The 16,283-nt window shown below is 68.8% G+C and carries 18 protein-coding genes and 1 riboswitch; of the genes, 13 read left to right on the top strand and 5 right to left on the bottom strand.

What is annotated here, in order from left to right:
* Positions 1 to 6: 6 nt before the first annotated feature.
* Genes folP through folK form a run of 3 tightly spaced genes read left to right on the top strand, consistent with a single transcriptional unit; the run spans position 7 to position 1,656 of the window.
* Positions 7 to 813 carry a dihydropteroate synthase gene (gene folP / locus EIZ45_RS04595; RefSeq protein WP_134662162.1) on the top strand — a complete coding sequence of 269 codons (807 nt, stop codon included), beginning with the start codon at positions 7 to 9 and terminating at the stop codon, positions 811 to 813.
* Positions 806 to 1,165 (top strand): dihydroneopterin aldolase, encoded by a 360-nt coding sequence (gene folB, locus EIZ45_RS04590; RefSeq protein WP_037808275.1) that lies wholly within the window; start codon positions 806 to 808, stop codon positions 1,163 to 1,165. Before folP ends, folB begins: the two co-directional genes overlap by 8 nt.
* Positions 1,162 to 1,656, top strand: a complete 495-nt coding sequence (folK, locus tag EIZ45_RS04585) for a 2-amino-4-hydroxy-6-hydroxymethyldihydropteridine diphosphokinase (protein ID WP_134661997.1) — start codon at positions 1,162 to 1,164, stop codon at positions 1,654 to 1,656. Before folB ends, folK begins: the two co-directional genes overlap by 4 nt.
* A gap of 32 nt (positions 1,657 to 1,688) precedes the next feature.
* On the opposite strand, the gene EIZ45_RS04580 is transcribed toward folK, so the two are convergent.
* Entirely contained in the window at positions 1,689 to 2,627 is a 939-nt protein-coding gene (locus tag EIZ45_RS04580) for a MerR family transcriptional regulator (protein ID WP_167754082.1), read from the bottom strand.
* Positions 2,628 to 2,697: 70 nt separating this feature from the next.
* On the opposite strand from EIZ45_RS04580, the gene EIZ45_RS04575 reads away from it, so the two are divergent.
* From EIZ45_RS04575 to EIZ45_RS04545, 7 genes are all read left to right on the top strand, one after another.
* On the top strand, positions 2,698 to 3,150 hold the full coding sequence (locus EIZ45_RS04575) for a DUF3180 domain-containing protein (protein ID WP_134661995.1): 453 nt from the start codon (positions 2,698 to 2,700) through the stop codon (positions 3,148 to 3,150).
* A gap of 69 nt (positions 3,151 to 3,219) precedes the next feature.
* A complete protein-coding gene (locus tag EIZ45_RS04570; protein ID WP_081684628.1) occupies positions 3,220 to 5,082 on the top strand; it encodes a DUF6779 domain-containing protein in 1,863 nt (620 codons plus the stop codon).
* Between the two features lie 665 nt (positions 5,083 to 5,747).
* Entirely contained in the window at positions 5,748 to 6,854 is a 1,107-nt protein-coding gene (locus EIZ45_RS04565) for a PrsW family intramembrane metalloprotease (RefSeq protein ID WP_134661994.1), read from the top strand.
* Positions 6,855 to 7,113: 259 nt separating this feature from the next.
* On the top strand, positions 7,114 to 8,016 hold the full coding sequence (locus tag EIZ45_RS04560; protein WP_043827142.1) for a Rossmann-like and DUF2520 domain-containing protein: 903 nt from the start codon (positions 7,114 to 7,116) through the stop codon (positions 8,014 to 8,016).
* Complete coding sequence (panC, locus tag EIZ45_RS04555) at positions 8,013 to 8,921, top strand: pantoate--beta-alanine ligase (RefSeq protein WP_037808266.1); 909 nt, start codon at positions 8,013 to 8,015, stop codon at positions 8,919 to 8,921. The genes EIZ45_RS04560 and panC overlap by 4 nt, the downstream gene beginning before the upstream one ends.
* Before the next feature lie 12 nt (positions 8,922 to 8,933).
* The gene (gene panD / locus EIZ45_RS04550) at positions 8,934 to 9,428 is read left to right on the top strand and encodes an aspartate 1-decarboxylase (RefSeq protein ID WP_043827144.1); all 495 of its coding nucleotides are present in this window, start codon (positions 8,934 to 8,936) and stop codon (positions 9,426 to 9,428) included.
* Positions 9,429 to 9,475: 47 nt separating this feature from the next.
* The gene (locus tag EIZ45_RS04545) at positions 9,476 to 10,249 is read left to right on the top strand and encodes a type III pantothenate kinase (RefSeq protein ID WP_037808260.1); all 774 of its coding nucleotides are present in this window, start codon (positions 9,476 to 9,478) and stop codon (positions 10,247 to 10,249) included.
* Here the strand turns inward: EIZ45_RS04545 and EIZ45_RS04540 are convergent.
* Positions 10,246 to 10,980, bottom strand: coding sequence for an SDR family oxidoreductase (locus EIZ45_RS04540; RefSeq protein ID WP_043827145.1), 735 nt, complete (start codon positions 10,978 to 10,980; stop codon positions 10,246 to 10,248). The two genes, EIZ45_RS04545 and EIZ45_RS04540, sit on opposite strands and share 4 nt — an antisense overlap.
* A 141-nt stretch (positions 10,981 to 11,121) precedes the next feature.
* Between EIZ45_RS04540 and EIZ45_RS04535 the strand changes: the two genes are divergently transcribed.
* The gene (locus EIZ45_RS04535) at positions 11,122 to 11,976 is read left to right on the top strand and encodes a sigma-70 family RNA polymerase sigma factor (RefSeq protein ID WP_134661993.1); all 855 of its coding nucleotides are present in this window, start codon (positions 11,122 to 11,124) and stop codon (positions 11,974 to 11,976) included.
* A 3-nt stretch (positions 11,977 to 11,979) separates the two neighbouring features.
* Here the strand turns inward: EIZ45_RS04535 and EIZ45_RS04530 are convergent, their stop codons facing one another.
* On the bottom strand, positions 11,980 to 12,294 hold the full coding sequence (locus tag EIZ45_RS04530) for a multidrug efflux SMR transporter (protein ID WP_043827147.1): 315 nt from the start codon (positions 12,292 to 12,294) through the stop codon (positions 11,980 to 11,982).
* 33 nt (positions 12,295 to 12,327) lie between these two features.
* A riboswitch (guanidine-III (ykkC-III) riboswitch) is annotated at positions 12,328 to 12,390 on the bottom strand.
* 49 nt (positions 12,391 to 12,439) lie between these two features.
* Positions 12,440 to 13,204 carry a class I SAM-dependent methyltransferase gene (locus EIZ45_RS04525; RefSeq protein WP_240690553.1) on the bottom strand — a complete coding sequence of 255 codons (765 nt, stop codon included), beginning with the start codon at positions 13,202 to 13,204 and terminating at the stop codon, positions 12,440 to 12,442.
* Positions 13,205 to 13,286: 82 nt separating this feature from the next.
* Here EIZ45_RS04525 and lysS point away from each other — a divergent pair, with 82 nt between their 5' ends.
* Positions 13,287 to 14,795 carry a lysine--tRNA ligase gene (lysS, locus tag EIZ45_RS04520; RefSeq protein ID WP_043827339.1) on the top strand — a complete coding sequence of 503 codons (1,509 nt, stop codon included), beginning with the start codon at positions 13,287 to 13,289 and terminating at the stop codon, positions 14,793 to 14,795.
* Between the two features lie 162 nt (positions 14,796 to 14,957).
* Positions 14,958 to 15,311, top strand: coding sequence for an Lsr2 family protein (locus EIZ45_RS04515; protein ID WP_037354752.1), 354 nt, complete (start codon positions 14,958 to 14,960; stop codon positions 15,309 to 15,311).
* A 119-nt stretch (positions 15,312 to 15,430) separates the two neighbouring features.
* On the opposite strand, the gene EIZ45_RS04510 is transcribed toward EIZ45_RS04515, so the two are convergent.
* Positions 15,431 to 16,258, bottom strand: a complete 828-nt coding sequence (locus EIZ45_RS04510; protein WP_134661991.1) for an AraC family transcriptional regulator — start codon at positions 16,256 to 16,258, stop codon at positions 15,431 to 15,433.
* Positions 16,259 to 16,283: the final 25 nt, after the last annotated feature.

Genomic DNA, 16,283 nt, shown 5'->3' with positions numbered 1-16,283 from the left:
GCCGTGATGGGCGTGCTGAACGTGACGCCGGATTCGTTCTCCGACGGCGGCCGCTACCTCGATCTCGACCAGGCGCTGGAGCACGCGCGCGAGATGTGGGCGCGCGGTGCGGACCTGATCGACGTCGGCGGCGAATCGACGCGGCCGGGCGCTTCGCGGGTCGACGCGGAGACCGAGGCCGCGCGCATCTTGCCGGTGATCCGGCAGCTGGCTTCCGAGGGCGTCGTGCTGTCGGTCGACACCACGCGGGCCGCGGTCGCGGAAGCCGCGGTGGCGGCCGGTGCGAAGGTGATCAACGACGTGTCCGGCGGGCTCGCCGATCCGGCGATGGGGCGGGTCGCGGCGGAAACCAAGGCGCCGTGGGTGCTGATGCACTGGCGCGGGCACAGCAAGGACATGAACGCGCTGGCCACGTACACCGACGTCGTCGCCGAGGTGCGCGACGAGTTGCTGCAGCGGGTCGACGAGGCGATCGCGGCCGGGGTTGCCGAGAGCGAGATCGTGCTCGACCCGGGTCTCGGGTTCGCGAAGCACGCCGAGCACGACTGGGTTCTGCTGCACGGGCTGGATGCGTTGCTGGACTTGGGTTTCCCGGTTTTGGTGGGTGCCTCGCGCAAACGCTTCCTCGGCCGTCTGTTGTCCGGAAAGGACGGTGTGCCGAGGCCGCCGGACGGTCGCGAGGTCGCCACCGCGTCGATCTCGGCGCTGGCCGCGGCGGCGGGCGCTTGGGGCGTGCGGGTGCACGAGGTGGGGGCTTCACTGGACGCCGTGGCGGTGGCCGCGGCCTGGCAGCAAGGACGGGCCGATGGCTGACCGCATCACGCTCACGGGACTGCGCGTGTTCGGCCGACATGGGGTCTTCGACCACGAGAAGCGCGACGGACAGGAATTCGGCATCGACATCGTCGCGTGGCTCGACCTCGGGCCCGCCGCGGCATCGGACGACCTGACCAAGACGCTGCACTACGGCGAACTGGCCGAACTGGCGGCGGGGATCGTCGCCGGGGAGCCGTACGACCTGATCGAGAGCGTCGCCGGGAAGATCGCCGACGAGGTCATGCGCGACGATCGGCTGACCGCCGTCGAGGTCACCGTGCACAAGCCGTCCGCGCCGATTCCGCTGACCTTCGACGACGTCGCGGTCACCGTCCGGCGGGAGCGGTGAGCCGCGCGGTCCTGTCGCTGGGCTCCAACCTCGGCGACCGGCTCGGCTACCTGCGCAGCGCGGTCGACGCGGTGCGCCCGGCGCTTGTCGCCGTGTCCGGCGTGTACGAGACGAAAGCCTGGGGCGTCGAGGATCAGCCGGATTTCCTGAACGCGCTGTGCATCGTCGACGACCCGGCGCGCGACCACTGGGCGTGGCTGCGCGCCGGGCAGGCGGCCGAACAGGCGGCGGGCCGGGTGCGCGAACTGCGCTGGGGCCCGCGCACGCTGGATGTCGACATAGTGACAGTGCAGGGCGTGACGTCCGACGATCCGGAGCTGCTGCTGCCGCATCCCGGGACCCCGGACCGGGCGAGCGTGCTGATCCCGTGGCTCGAGATCGATCCGGACGCGGAGGTTCCCGGGCACGGCCGGGCCGCCGACCTGCTCGCCCGGCTGCCGGAAGCCGACCGGGCGGGCGTCGTCCTGCGGCCCGGCCTGACCCTGTCGTGAGTGCCTAGGCCGGTTCTAACCGGCTTGGACGCTCACGAGGCCCGCAGCGCCGCCAGCAGGAACTGCACTTCCTCTTGGCGGCTCGGGATGGCGGGCCAGCCGTTGATCGTCGCGAGCAACTGCCAGTACCGCTCGGCGCGCGGATCCGCCCCGACGGCGATCCCGTCGGCCATCCGGTTGCGGACCGCCGGGTCGGCCGGGTCCTGGTCCGGCCGGGCCGAGGCGGTCGCGATCGCGTCCGCCAGCGCCCGTCCGGCCGGGGAGCCCGGCGCGTGGCCCGCGTCGAGCGCGGACCGGGCGTCGGTCATCCAGGCGGCCCAGTTTTCCTGCTGAGCCTTGGTCGGCTGCTCGTACTCGCCCGCTTCCCGCGCGGACGAATGCCGCTCGCTCATCGTGCGGATGGACTGCCGGAATCCGGGGTCCTGCACGAGTTCGGCGAACTCGATCCAGGCTTCCAGCTGTTCCGGCGTCGGATCATCCGGAAGATCCGGTTTCGCCGACTGCATTCGCGCGTAGAACTCGGGATCGACATCGAGCCCTTCCATCATTTCGGCCCAGAACTCGTCCACCAAACGGCGGCGTTCCTCGTCCGGCATTTGGGCGATGCGATTCATCAGCTTCACTTCCTCCAGCTCGGAATCCCGTTTCAGCACCGCGCGCAATACCGCGCGGCGCAGCCGCAACCGCCGGATCTGCTCGTCGAGCGCGTCGACGTGGCTCGTCGCCAGGTCGCGCACCGTCGTCTCGCGCGCCAGTGCGCGGGACACGTCGGGCAGGCCGATGCCCAGCTCGCGCAGCGTCCGCACCAGCTCCAGCCGGGCGAGCGCGTGCGCGTCGTACAGCCGGTAGCCGGCTCCGGTCCGCTGCGTGGGCGGGAGCAGGCCCTCGTCGGAGTAGAACCGGATGGTCTTCACCGGCAGCCCGGTGCGCCGGGAGAGTTCGCCGATCGTGAAGACCGTGGTCGCAGGCATGTCAGGCATCGTGGAGTCTCCAGTCGCTGGAGAGTCAAGCCTGCCAGAACGGGCTCGGTACGGTGGAGTCATGCACTTCACGCGGTCCCGGGACCTGGTCGTGGCCGCGGCCCTCGGCCTCGCCGTGGTCTATGTGCTGTTCCAGGCCGCTTACGGCGATCTGCCGCAGCTGCCGTTGCTCGCCGGGGTGACCTTCGCGGTGCTCGCGATCGCGGAGGCGGGGTTGGCGCTGTCGATCCGGTCGCGGATCAAGTCCGGCCGGGTGCACGGCAACGCGGTCGGGATCGCGCGGGCGGTGGCGCTGGCGAAGGCGTCTTCGCTGGCCGGGGCGTTCCTCGGCGGCGGCTGGCTGGCCGCGTTCATCTATGTTTTCCCGCGACGTGACGAACTCGTCGCCGCGGTCTCCGACAGCAAGTCGGCGGTCGTCGGGGTGGTGTCGTCGGCGCTGCTCGTAGCTGCCGGTTTGTGGCTCGAGCACTGCTGCCGGACGCCACCGGAGGACCGTAAGGGAACGACCGGTTAACGCTTCGATGGCGCCGCTCGAAGTACCGACTAGGTCTCATTCGGATCACCGGAAGGTACGGTGTCAGGCATGACTGGCGTGGGTGACGACTCGCACGGCCGCCGCCCTGGCAGGCCGTGGCTTGTCGTCGGATTGCTCCTCGCCGTCGGCGCCACCCTCGCGTTGGTGCTCAGCGACGACCTCCGGTACCTCCGGCTCGGGATCGTCGCGGCGCTCTGGGCTGCCCTGATCGGCGCCTTCCTGGCTGTCCGGGCCCGCAAGAACGCGGCGCACAGCGAGGACGCGGTCGCCGAGGCGCAGGCGGTATACGAACTCGAGCTGGAACGCGAGATCGCGGCCCGGCGGGAGTACGAACTCGAGCTCGAAACGGAAGCGCGCGAGGCCGCGCAGGCACAATCGCGCGAAGAATTGGATGCGCTGCGTGCCGAAGTGGCTGCGCTCCGCGAAAGCCTGCAGTCGCTGTTCGGAGGCGAGGTGCTGCTCGAACGCGTCGCGCTCACCGCGCAGGCGACCCGGATGCGCTCGCTGAACGACGAGCAGCGGCTCGTTTCAGCCGGTTCGGAAACCAAGAACGGCAATGGCAAGAAACCGGCTCAGCTGCTCGCTCCGAAGAAGCCGGTGGTCGATGTTCCGGAGCGGCCGACCGAATTCATGGACCGGGTGCTCGACGCGGCTCCCGCGGAGCGTCGCCGGACTCCGGCGAACGGGACGGCCAAGACCAATGGCGTCAAGGGGACTTCCGGTGCGAACGGCTCGATCAGCGCTGGACTGAACGGTTCCGGACCGAATGGTTCCGGATCGAATGGCGACCGTTCGACCCAGCTGCGTACCCAGCAGATGCCGCGGCTCAAGCCGAAGCGGCCGGAACCGCCTGCCGAGCCGGAGCCGTTCGAGGACGAGGTCGAAGCGGGCAGCCCCGCTCCGCGCGGTGGCCGCGATCCTCGGGCCAACCTGGCGGAGGCGTTCGTGCCCCGCGGCGACTCGGGTCCGCACGAGGGGCGGGCCAGTGTGGCGGATGCCTTCGCTGCGCGTGAGCCGCGGAATGGAGCGCCGGATGCCGCACGGCCCACTCGTGGTGGTGCGCCGGAGCCGCAGGTCGAGCGTGGGCCTCGGGGTGGTGCGCCGAAGCCGCGCGCTGATCGTGCGCCTGAGCCGTATGAAGCTGAGCGTCGTTCGGCGGGTGACTCTGGGTCGCACGTGATTCCGGAGCCGTTCGAGCAGGACGGTGGCAGGGCGCGCAATGTGACTGAGCCGTTGCCGCGTGAGGCTGAGCGGGTTCGGGAGCCGCGTGGGCCGCGGCCCCAGAAGGAAGCTGTGGAGACGTCTCGGCGGCCTGAGGCGCAGCCGACCCGGACTGTGGCGCCGGTGAACAAGCCGGAGCCGGTCAAGGAGGATCGGCCGGTGCCCCGGTTGGCGGCACGGCCCGCGCCGCAGCGGGAGGAGCGGCCGGAAGCTGCTGAGCAGACTGCTATTTCCCGGCCTGCTGAGCCTGCTCGGCATGCTGAACCGGCTCCGAAGGCGGAGAAAGCGGTGCCGGAGAAGGAAACCGCGGTGGAGTCGCAGACGCGGGCTCCGTCTCGGTTGGAGCAGTTCTCTCGGTCGGATTTGTCGCCGTTGGCGGAGGACACGCCTACTGGGCGGCATGGGGCTCCTGGGGCGGATGGGGTTAATCCGACGTTGCCGGAGTCGGTTCGCAGTTCGGTGAGCAACGGGACTGGGGGGCGGCGTCGGCGGCCTGAGGGGGAGGCTGTTTCGGCTTCGTCTGGGGGGCGGAGGAGGCGGCCTGAAGGGGAGCCGCCTGCTTGGGAGGCTCCTGCTGAGGAGGCTGCCTCGGCTGGGCATCACGCTTCTGGGCGGTCGGTTACTGAATTGCTTGCGGCTAATGGGAAGACGGAGGGGAGTCCTCGGCGTCGGCGTCGGGCTGAGGATTGATCGGGCTGTTTCGGCTCGTCGCCTGGCGGCGACATTGCGCCCATTGTTGCGTGGGGCACCCCGAAGCTTGATTGTGCTGACGGTCTGGGGTGGCTTGTCAAGGCGGGAAAGATGCCTTGACAAGCCACCCCAGACCGCAGGGGAGCTTCGTATCGGGGTGCGGGGGTGGTGTGGGTGCACTTCGAGTCGGGTGCATCGGTGGCGGTTTCGTTGGTGGTGGGGCTTGCGCCCCAAAGTGGCGTTGGGTGCATGTGGCGCACCCAATGTGGCATTGGGGGCATCGCGGGCGGCGCGCAGCGGGAGTCGTGAAGGAGCCCTTCACCCCCGGCGGGTGGTCGTGAGGGGAACCCTGAGGGAATCAGAGTCAATGAGGGTGGCCCTCACGTACCTTCACCGGGGTCACGCGGCCCGGGCGGCCACGTCTCGACCGCACCCGCAACCTCGCCTTAAGTTTCTGGCATTGGGAATCAGATTCCGTCAGGGTGGCCTCACGAACTTCTGGGGCGCGAGATGAGGGTCACGAGGCATCGCGCGGAGGGCTGAACCCGGTGCGCCCAACCGGCATCCCTTGGGGGGCCTGCGTATGGTGACCGCTCGTGAACGGCACCCTTTCTGCCACGCCGCCTGGGTCTGCGTCCACCGGCTCTCGTTCGCGGCATATCACCGTGCTCCTTCCGGTGCTCGGGTTGATCGTCGTGGCGTTGTGCGGGCTTTTTCTCTTCGGGCTCGCGACTGCGCGCGTCGGGTGGCTGGCGGTCGCGATCGGGGTGGTCGCTGCGTTGGTGCCGGTCGGCGTGGTGGTTGCCGGGTTGCTCTGGGTTGATCGCTGGGAACCGGAGCCGGCGAAGCTGCTGCTGATTGCTTTCGCTTGGGGCGCTTGCATTGCCACGGTCACCGCGCTGCTGATCAATACCGGGGCCGAGGCGTTCGGTGACCTGCTTCTCGGAGGTGGCAACGGCAGCAAGGTGAGTGCGCTCGTCTCCGCGCCGTTGGTCGAGGAAGCCGCGAAGGGCGTGTTTGTCCTGTTGATCTTCTGGCGGCGCAACGAGGAATTCGACGGGATCGTCGACGGCGTCGTCTACGCGGGGTTCGCGGCCGCTGGGTTCGCCTTCACCGAGAACATCTATTACTTCGGCCGCGCCTTCGCTGACCACGGCTTCGGCAACGGGACCAGTTCCGGCGTGCTTGCCGCTTTCCTCGTGCGTGGGGTGCTTTCGCCGTTCACGCATCCGCTGTTCACCGCTATGACCGGCATCGGGTTCGGGATCGCGGCGCGGTACGCGCAGCGGTGGGTTCGGATTCTCGCGCCGCTCGCCGGGTATCTCGCCGGGGTCTTCCTGCACGCGCTCTGGAACGCGGCGGCCACGCTCAACGGCGGGAAGTCCTTTCTCACCTTGTACTTCCTCGTGATTCTGCCGCTGCTGATCGCCGCGATCTACGTGATCGTGGTGCAGCGGAGGCGAGAACAGCGGATCGTCGCGGCCGCGTTGCCGAAGATGGCGGCTGCGCGGTGGATCGCGCCGTCGGAGATCGAGTTGCTCGCCAGTCTTCCTGGGCGGCGGCAATGGCGGAAGCAGGCGCGCAAGCAGTCCGGGCGGGCGGCGGCGCGGGCGGTAGGCCGGTATCAAGCGAGCGTGACCGAGCTCGCATTCCTTCGTCGTACTCGGCTGCGCACCGAGCAGGACCGGCAGCGGCAGGAAGAGTTGTTGCAGGCACTGCGGGACGCGCGGGCGGATGCGGTGCGATTGGCGAACAATCGCGACAGTCGGTGAACATTCCCCGTCCGGGGTAGCTCGACCGTGCCAAAAGTGGCGCTCCACCGGGGGATTCGAGGGTACGGCGACCGCGGGAAGCCGAACGCCAATAGGGTACGGGCGCGATTGGACGCCCCGGGTGAAGCTGGTCACCCGGGCACCTCGATCCAGCCGGGTCGGGGCTACTCTCGCGCCGTCGTCTGGTACCCGCGACGAAAGAGCGGGACTGGAACGAACACGAGGAGTTTCGAGCCATGAGCGTCCACAGGCGCACGCCATGAACCGACCGGCCCGCCTTGCCGTGGGCGTCGTTTCCGCCGGCCGCGTGGGCAGTGTCCTCGGTGCGGCATTGGCCAGGGCAGGCCACACCGTAGTCGCCGCTTCGGGGCTGTCCGCGGCCTCGCTGAACCGCGCGGAACGGCTGCTGCCGGATGTCCCCTTGCTGCCGCCCGACGAGGTCGTGCGGAGAGCGGATCTCGTCTTGCTCGCGTTGCCCGACGACGCGCTCGCCGGCACCGTCCGTGGTCTGGTCGCTACGAATTCGGTACGCGCGGGCCAGATCGTGGTGCACACCTCGGGTGCGCACGGCATCGACGTGCTGGCCCCGGTCGCGGAAGCCGGCGCGCTGCCGCTCGCGCTGCACCCGGTGCTCACCTTCACCGGACGCGAGGAAGACCTGGAACGCCTTGTCGCGGCAAGCATCGGCGTCACCGCGGCACCGGACGACGACGCGGCGTGGAACGTCGGCGAGGCGCTCGCCGTCGAGATGGGCGCCGAACCGGTGCGGGTTCCCGAATCCGCGCGGGCGCTGTATCACGCGGCGCTGGCGCACGGCGCGAATCACCTGATGACGCTGGTCGCCGACTGCACCGAAACCCTGCGCGGCGCCGGAATCGGGCATCCGGAACGACTCGTCGCACCGCTGCTTTCGGCGGCATTGGACAATGTCCTTCGCCACGGGGACCGCGCCCTCACCGGACCGGTCCCGCGTGGTGATCTCGGCACCGTCCGCAAGCACCTCGACGTGCTCACGGACCGGGCGCCGCAGATCGCCCCGGCCTACCGGGCGCTGGCCCGGCGCACGGCGCAGCGGTCCCGCGCGGCGGGCCTGCTCGATCCCGCGGCCGCGGGCGAACTGACCGATCTTCTCGCCGACCCCGCTGAAGGACAGACCCCGTGACGACACCGAAATTCCAGCGCGGAACGCTCAACACGTTCCAGCCGCCCGAGCACATCAGCAAGGTGAGCTGGGGCCTGCGCAGCGTCGGCCGGAAGGTCGCGCTCGTGCCCACCATGGGCGCGCTGCACGACGGCCACCGCGAGCTGCTGCGCCGCGCGAAGCGGCTGCCGAACACCGTCGTCGCCGCGTCGATCTTCGTGAACCCGTTGCAGTTCGGCGAGGGCGAGGACTTCGAGGCGTACCCGCGCCAGCTCGAAGCCGACTTGGCGACATTGTCCGAAGCGGGCGTCGAACTGGCCTTCACGCCGAAGGCTTCGGACCTGTACGCGGACAACGCGATGGTCACCGTGAACCCGGGCCCGCTCGGCGACGAGCTCGAGGGCGCTGTGCGGCCCGGGCATTTCTCCGGGGTGCTGACGGTCGTCGCGAAGCTGTTCAACCTGCTGCGCCCGGATTACGCGTTCTTCGGGGAGAAGGACTACCAGCAGCTGGTGCTGATCAAGCGGATGGTGGCGGACCTGAACATCGACACCCGCGTCATCGGGGTGCCGACGGTCCGGGAACGGGACGGTCTCGCGCTGTCCTCGCGCAACGTCTACCTGACGCCGGAACAACGGGAAGACGCCGTGGTGCTGTCGGCCGCTCTGTCGGCCGGGGCGCACGTCGGACGGGACGGGGCGGAGGCCGTGCTGGACATGGCGCGCAAGACGCTCGCGGCCCGTCCCCAGGTGGAAGTGGATTACCTGGAATTGAGGGGAACCGATTTGGGGCCGGCGCCCGTCGACGGAGAGGCGCGGTTGCTGGTCGCGGCCCGGGTGGGGAGTACCCGGCTGATCGACAACGCGGGAGTGCTGCTCGGAAAAGCCGTGGAACATCCGAGCGGGGATCCGGACGCAGGGGAATAGGGAGAGTCCACGATGTATCGCACGATGCTGAAATCGAAGATCCACCGGGCCACGGTGACCCAGGCCGACCTGCACTACGTGGGCTCGGTCACGGTCGACGAGGACCTGATGGAGGCCGCCGATCTGCTCGAGGGCGAGCAGGTGTCCATTGTGGACGTCACGAACGGCGCCCGGCTGGAAACCTACGTCATCACCGGCGAGCGCGGCAGCGGCGTGCTCGGCATCAACGGAGCCGCCGCGCACCTGGTGCACCCGGGCGACCTCGTCATCCTGATCGCCTACGGGCAGATGGACGACGCGGAGGCGCGCGCGTACCGGCCGCGAGTGATCTTTGTGGACGATTACAACCGGATCGTCGAGCGCGGGGACGACCCGGCGCACGCCCCGGACGGATCGGGCCTGCTGAGCGGCACGGTCACGCTGCCCGAAGAGGACACGATGACCTTCCCGGTGGCCGAGACCGCGGACGCGCGCCGGCTCGACGCGTTGCTGCACGCCGAAAACTGACCGATCGACGGCGGACGATTCGCGGGCCGCGGTAAGGAAAGACCTCGTTGCTGCTCACTGTCGACGTCGGGAACACCAACATCAATCTCGGTCTCTACCAGGGAACCGAGCTCCTCGGCGACTGGCGGATGCGCACCGACGCGCAGATGACCGCGGACGAACTCGCGCTGACCATGCGGGGCTTGCTCGGCCCGCACGCCGACGCGGTCACCGGGATCAGCGCGCTGTCCACGGTTCCCGCGGTGCTGCGGGAATTGCGGGTGATGCTCGGCCGCTATTACGCGCGGGTGCCGAAGATCGTCGTCGAGCCCGGCGTGCGCACCGGCGTCGCGCTGCTGGTGGACAATCCGAAGGAAGTCGGCGCGGACCGGCTCGTGAACACCCTCGCCGCGCACCATTTGCACGCCACCGCGTGCGTGGTGGTCGATTTCGGCACCTCGACGAACGTCGACGCGATCTCGGCCCGGGGCGAATTCCTCGGCGGGGCGTTCGCCCCGGGCATCGAGATCTCGGTGGACGCGCTCGCCGCCCGCGCGGCCGCGCTGCGGAAGGTGGAACTCGTCCCGCCGCGTTCGGTGATCGGCAAGAACACCGTGGAATGCCTGCAGTCCGGCATTCTGTACGGGTTCGCCGGTCAGGTCGACGGGCTCGTGCGACGGATTGTGCGCGAATTGCAGCACGACAGCGCAGAACCGGTCACGGTGATCGCCACCGGCGGGCTCGCCCCGTTGGTGCTGGGCGAATCCGAGACGATCAAGGAGCACGTGCCGGACCTGACGCTGCTCGGCCTGCGGCTGGTGTACGAACGGAATGTGCGTTAGCCGATCTGCTCGGCGAGGTAATCCTCGAAAGTGCGCGCGCCGGTGTCCGCGTCGAGGTTGAGGTTGCCGCCGGTGCGATAGACCTTTCCGGCTGCGCCGGGAATGCGCACCGGCATTTTCAGCCGCCGTCGTCCGCGAGCCCGCACATACTTGTCGACCAGCTCGCCCATGCCGTACACCTTGGGCCCGGCGAGATCCCGTACCCGCCCGGCCGGATCGCCGAGCGCCAGCTGTGCGATCCGCTCGGCCACCTCCCGGACGTCGACCGGCTGGAAATTGATCGCGGGCACCGGCACGACCGGCAGTTTCGCCACTGTCTGCACGGCATTGAGGCAGAAACCGTGGAACTGGGCCGCGCGGAGGATGGTCGAGGGCACGTCCGACGCGGCGACGAGCTTTTCGGCCTCGTGCTTGCGGCGAAAATAACCCAGCGGCACCACGTCCGCGGCGATCACCGAAATGAAAACCAGGTGGCCGACTCCGGCGCGTTCGGCCGCGCGGACCAGATTCCCGGTCGCGACGTCGTCGCCCTTCGGACCGCCCGCCAGGTGCACGACCACGTCGGCTCCGTCGATCGCGGGAGCCAGGCCTTCGCCGGTCATCAGGTCGCAGGCGAACCGGTCGGGGCCGTTCGCGGTGCGGCTGAGGACGCGCACCTTCGCGTCGCCGAGCGCGGGAACGACCAGTGTGCCGAGGGTTCCGGTGCCGCCGGTGACCAAGATCGTCGTCATGGCAATTCCTTCCGGGTACAGTGCCGCTGGGCTTGGGCACTGGGGGTGTCCTACTGGGATGAACCCGGCCGAGGCTGGAATGTGACAGCGCGGCCTTGGCCGCTCCGTTGAGGGTGGCGGTGGGGCGGGGAGGGGTGACAAGTGGACGAGAAAAGCCTGCTCGCGGCCCAATTCGAGGAGCAACGTCCACGGTTGCGCGGAGTCGCTTACCGGATGCTCGGGTCGCTGAGCGAGGCCGACGACGCGGTGCAGGAAGCCTGGCTGCGCGTCGACAGCGCGGACATTTCCGCAGTGCAGAATTTGCCTGCCTGGCTCACCACCGTGGTCGCGCGGGTGTGCCTGAACCTGTTGCGCACGCGCGAACGCCGTCGGGAGGATTCGCTGGACGCGTTCCCGCTCGACCGCGGCGACGACGGCGCGGACCTCGCCGAAGAAGCCCAGCTGGCCGATTCCGTCGGCCTGGCGATGCTGGTAGTGCTCGACGTCCTCGGCCCGGCCGAGCGGATCGCGTTCGTGCTGCACGACATGTTCGCCGTGCCCTTCGAGGACATCGCGCAGATCCTGGACCGCAATCCGGCGGCGGTCCGGCAGCTGGCCAGCCGAGCCCGCCGCCGGGTCCGTGGCGGGGAAGCCGGGCCTGCCGATGCGAGCAAGCGGCGCGGGGTCGTCGAGGCGTATCTGGCCGCGGCTCGCGAGGGAGACTTCGCGGGACTGTTGAAGGTGCTCGACCCAGACGTCGTGCTGCACTCGGACACCGGCGCGGCACCGGTGGTGCTGCGCGGCGTCCGAGCGGTCAGCAAGGGTGCGCTGCTCGCTTCGGAAATGGCGCGCAGCACGCAGGTCGCGGTGGTCGACGGCGTTCCCGGATTGGTGCTCGCCCCGCGCGGCAGGCTGGCCGTGGTCCTCAAGTTCGTTTTCGACGGCGACCTGATTGCCGGGATCGACGTGATTTCCGCGCCGGAACGGCTGCGCGGGCTGGAGATCACGCTCGGATGAAGCTCAGTGGAACAGTTTCAGCCCGACGACCCCGGCGACAATCAGCACGAGACAGGTGATCCGGCCGACGGTGAGCGGATCGTTCATCGCGACGATCCCGTACACCGCGGTTCCCACCGCGCCGATGCCGACCCACACCGCGTATCCGGTGCCGAGCGGAATTTCGCGCAAGGAATACGCGAGGCCGGACATGCTGAGCAGCAGCGCGCCGCCGAACAACACGCTCGGCCAGAGCCTGCTGAAGCCTTTCGAGGTGCCGAGCGCCGCGGCCCACACGGTTTCGAGAAATCCGGAAACAACGAGAATGAGCCAGGCCATGATCGAGAACCTTTCGCAGTGACGGATGCGTTCACTGCGCCGTCTTGTCGTCACCGGGTACGACGCGCTCGTCCGGGGCGGGAGCACCGCCGCTTCCGAAATTAGCACTGCGGAGCCGCGACGAGGTGGTGATTTCGGTCGCCGCTCAGCCCCGGCGAGCCCGCATAACCGTCGTGACCAGTGGATAGTCGAATTCGCCTGTTCCCGTCTCCGGAACGGATTCCAGGTACTCCCTGGCTCGCGCGAGCGTCCGGTCGCGGTCCGGCTCCGAAGCGACGAGCAGATGCGAATGCGTGGCCACGGTCGCCAGCAGCGAATCGATCGAGCGGCGGTGCTGGTGGGCGAACCGCTCCTGTTCGAACGGGCCGAAGCCGTCCGCGCGCAGCGTTTGCTCCGCGTCGGCGAGGTAGCGGCTGGTGCCCGTGCGGATGATCCGGGCGAATTCGAGCACCCACGGCACTGATTCGTCGTCGTGATTCCACAGCGCCACGACGGCCCCTCCCGGCCGCAGCACCCGGCGGATCTGCGCGAACGCCGGCGTCAAATCGAACCAGTGCAGGGCCTGTCCGATGAACACCGCGTCCGCCGACGCGTCCGGCAGCGGAATGTCCTCGGCCTTGCCGAGCAGCGCGGGAACGTCCGGCAGTCGCCGGGACAGTTCGGCGAGCATGTCCGGATCGGGCTCCACCGCGGTCACCGAGCGGCCGAGGCCGGCCAGTCCCGCGGTGAGTTTTCCGGTGCCCGCGGCGAGGTCCAGCACCTCGCGTACCGGTCGGTTTGCTCCGGACATCCCCCATTCGAGTGCGGCCGGGGGATAGCCCGGCCGGTGCCGGGCGTACGCGCCTGCCTGGTCGCCGAACGAAGAAGCCCGCCGGGCGTGCAGTTCCGCATCAGTGCCGGGATCGCTCACGAGTAACCACCCTAATACCGTGAGTGCCCCGGTAGGGGAATCCGGTTGACGCGGTTCACCAGCGGCTTCGTACGCTATGGCCATGACCGAATTCCCCGCGTCCGACGCACTGCCCGATGACGACCTGCCCGAACAGATGCGGGTGCGCCGGGACAAGCGCGACCGGATAATCGCGGAGGGCGCCGATCCTTACCCGGTAGAGGTTCCGCGTACGCACACTCTCGCGCAGATCCGTGCCGAACATTCCGGTCTCGAAGCCGACACCAGCACCGGTCAGTCGGTCGGCGTCACCGGTCGCGTCATGTTTCTCCGCAATACGGGCAAACTGTGTTTCGCCACTCTTCGTGAGGGCGACGGCACGGAACTGCAGGCGATGCTGAGTCTCGCGCAGGTCGGCGCCGAGTCGCTCGCCTCGTGGAAGTCCACTGTCGATCTCGGCGACCACGTATTCGTGCACGGCGAGGTGATCACCTCGAAGCGCGGCGAGCTTTCCGTGCTGGCCGACAGCTGGCAGATCGCGGCGAAGTCGCTGCGCCCGCTGCCGGTGGCGTTCAAGGAGCTGGCCGAGGAAACGCGAATCCGGCAGCGTTATGTCGATCTGATTATGCGGCCGAAGGCGCGCGACGTGGTGCGCACGCGCTCCGGCGTGATGCGTTCGCTGCGCGAGTCGTTCCACCGCCGGGGATTCACCGAGGTCGAGACGCCGATGCTGCAGACGCTGCACGGCGGAGCCGCGGCCCGGCCGTTCGTCACGCATTCCAATGCCTTCGACCTCGATCTGTTCCTGCGCATCGCGCCGGAGCTGTACCTCAAGCGCTGTGTGGTCGGCGGGATCGAGAAGGTTTTCGAGATCAACCGGAACTTCCGCAACGAGGGCAGCGACTCCTCGCACTCGCCGGAGTTCGCGATGCTGGAGTACTACGAGGCGTACGCCACTTACGACACGAATGCCGTGATGACGCGCGAACTCATCCAGGAGGCCGCGGAGAACGTGCTCGGCACCCAGGTCGTCACTCTCGCCGACGGAACCGAGTACGACCTTTCCGGCGAATGGACGACACTCGGCATGTACGAGTCGCTCTCGGAAGCGCTCGGCGAGGAAGTGACGCCGGATACTCCCGCCGAAACACTGCACAAGATCGCCGCGGCGCGCGAGATCGAGGTGGATCCCAAGCTAGCGCACGGCAAACTCGTTGAGGAACTGTGGGAACATCTCGTCGGCGACGGACTGCACGCCCCCACATTTGTCCGGGATTTCCCGCTCGAGACGTCTCCGCTCACCCGGCAGCACCGCACCCGCGCGGGCGTGGCCGAGAAGTGGGACCTGTACGTGCGCGGATTCGAACTCGCCACCGGATACTCCGAGCTGGTGGATCCGGTCGTGGAACGGCAGCGGCTCACCGAACAGGCGCGGCTCGCCGCTGCCGGGGATAGCGAGGCCATGCGTCTCGACGAGGATTTCCTCCGCGCGCTCGAGTACGGAATGCCGCCGAGCGGCGGGGTCGGAATGGGGATCGACCGGCTGCTCATGGCACTGACCGGGCTCGGTATCCGGGAGACGATCCTCTTCCCGCTCGTACGCCCTGAATAGGTCGCGGCCCCGTCGCACGGTCGGATTTTCTCAATGCGGATTTGCCTACGGCGGGGCAAGCGGGTATTAATATGGGTGTCAAAGACTTCTGTAGCTCGGGGCTTGCCCCGAAACCAGATCATGTAGCCAGATCATTCGGGCAAGCCCCGCAGGAGGAATCAGATGGCACAGAAGGTGCTGGTCTCTCTGGTCGACGACCTCGACGGCAGTGAGGCGGAAGAGACCGTTGAGTTCGGTTTGGACGGTGTGAGCTACCAGATCGACCTGTCGAGCGAAAACGCCGAGGAACTGCGGGACGCGCTGGCGCAGTATGTCGAGCACGCGCGCCGCGCCGGCGGCCGCAAGCGCGCGCCGCTGCGTCCGGTCGCCGGCGGCAAGTCCCCGGCCCGCCCGGCCGCGGTCGACCGCGAGCAGAACCAGGCGATTCGCGCGTGGGCCCGCAAGAACGGTTTCCAGGTTTCCGACCGCGGGCGCATCCCGTCGGAGGTCGTCGAGGCTTACCACAAGAAGAACTGACCGGGCATTTCCGGAACTCGCGGATGCGGTCCTCCGGTTAGCGAACCGGAGACCGCCTTCGCGGACTGCCTGCCAAACGGCCGTCGGGAACATTCCCGGCGGCCGTTTGGCGTTCCGTATTAGTTTCCCGGCTTTGCGCCGTCCGGCGCGCCCGACATCAGCCGGCGAGCGGAGCGCGCGTACTCCGCGGGAGGCGCTCCGGTCACCGTGCGGAAATCGCGGATGAAGTGAGGTTGGTCGCTATAGCCCAGCCGAGTCGCCAGATCTGCGTAATCCGGCGGGATCGGTGCGGCGAGCAACCGAGCCGCTTCGTTGAGGCGGTAAATCCGGATCGCCCACTTCGGCGTTGTTCCGACGTGCTCGGCGAACAACCGCTGCACCGCCCGGACGGACAGTCCGAGTGCCGCCGCCAGTTCCGCGACCTTGGTGATCCCGGGATCCGCGGCGATTGTTTCCACCGCGTCGGCGGCCTCCCGGGTCGCGCGCGGAATGGGACGGCGGCGTGCGATCAGCAAGTTGTCGATTGCATTGATCATTTCCGCGTCGGTCCGCGCATTCCGGATGGATTTTTCGGCGAGCGCGGCGTCCGGCCCGAAGACCTCGGCCACGTCCGCCGCGCGATCGGCGAGGGTGCGCACCGGGGCGTCGAGGAACGGGCGGAAGCAGCCGGGCCGGATCCTCGCCCCGATCCCGTGCACGCGTCCGGTGAGCCGGTGCGTGAAAAGCTGGTGCGCCGGACCGTAAACCCCGCACGCGCCGGGAAAGAACGTCACGTGCACTGACAGATTCGGCAGCACGTGCTGGTCGTGGGGTTCGGTCAGGTCCCAGCGCAGGATCCAGTGGTGTTCCACGAATTCGCGCAGTTCCGGGGCGGGCGGATGCCGGGTCAGCGTGAACTTGGTGCGAGCCGTCCGCTCGTTCAGGATGCCGCTCGGGATCCGCCGCATGGCTGAAAACAGTAGTGCGTCGCGT

The sequence above is a fragment of the Amycolatopsis sp. CFH S0740 genome, assembly GCF_004522315.1.
In the GTDB taxonomy this organism is placed as follows: domain Bacteria; phylum Actinomycetota; class Actinomycetes; order Mycobacteriales; family Pseudonocardiaceae; genus Amycolatopsis; species Amycolatopsis nivea.
Note: the sequence above shows the minus strand (reverse complement) of the source record. Positions and strands in the feature narration are given on the sequence as shown.

Excerpts from the sequence above, each read along its gene's own strand:
- folP (WP_134662162.1), top strand. The coding sequence starts at position 7 with ATGGGCGTGCTGAACGTGACGCCGGATTCGTTCTCCGACGGCGGCCGC.
- folB (WP_037808275.1), top strand. The coding sequence starts at position 806 with ATGGCTGACCGCATCACGCTCACGGGACTGCGCGTGTTCGGCCGACAT.
- EIZ45_RS04580 (WP_167754082.1), bottom strand. The coding sequence starts at position 2,627 with ATGCCTGCGACCACGGTCTTCACGATCGGCGAACTCTCCCGGCGCACC.
- EIZ45_RS04575 (WP_134661995.1), top strand. The coding sequence starts at position 2,698 with ATGCACTTCACGCGGTCCCGGGACCTGGTCGTGGCCGCGGCCCTCGGC.
- EIZ45_RS04570 (WP_081684628.1), top strand. The coding sequence starts at position 3,220 with ATGACTGGCGTGGGTGACGACTCGCACGGCCGCCGCCCTGGCAGGCCG.
- EIZ45_RS04560 (WP_043827142.1), top strand. The coding sequence starts at position 7,114 with ATGAACCGACCGGCCCGCCTTGCCGTGGGCGTCGTTTCCGCCGGCCGC.
- panD (WP_043827144.1), top strand. The coding sequence starts at position 8,934 with ATGTATCGCACGATGCTGAAATCGAAGATCCACCGGGCCACGGTGACC.
- EIZ45_RS04540 (WP_043827145.1), bottom strand. The coding sequence starts at position 10,980 with ATGACGACGATCTTGGTCACCGGCGGCACCGGAACCCTCGGCACACTG.
- EIZ45_RS04530 (WP_043827147.1), bottom strand. The coding sequence starts at position 12,294 with ATGGCCTGGCTCATTCTCGTTGTTTCCGGATTTCTCGAAACCGTGTGG.
- lysS (WP_043827339.1), top strand. The coding sequence starts at position 13,287 with ATGACCGAATTCCCCGCGTCCGACGCACTGCCCGATGACGACCTGCCC.
- EIZ45_RS04515 (WP_037354752.1), top strand. The coding sequence starts at position 14,958 with ATGGCACAGAAGGTGCTGGTCTCTCTGGTCGACGACCTCGACGGCAGT.
- EIZ45_RS04510 (WP_134661991.1), bottom strand. The coding sequence starts at position 16,258 with ATGCGGCGGATCCCGAGCGGCATCCTGAACGAGCGGACGGCTCGCACC.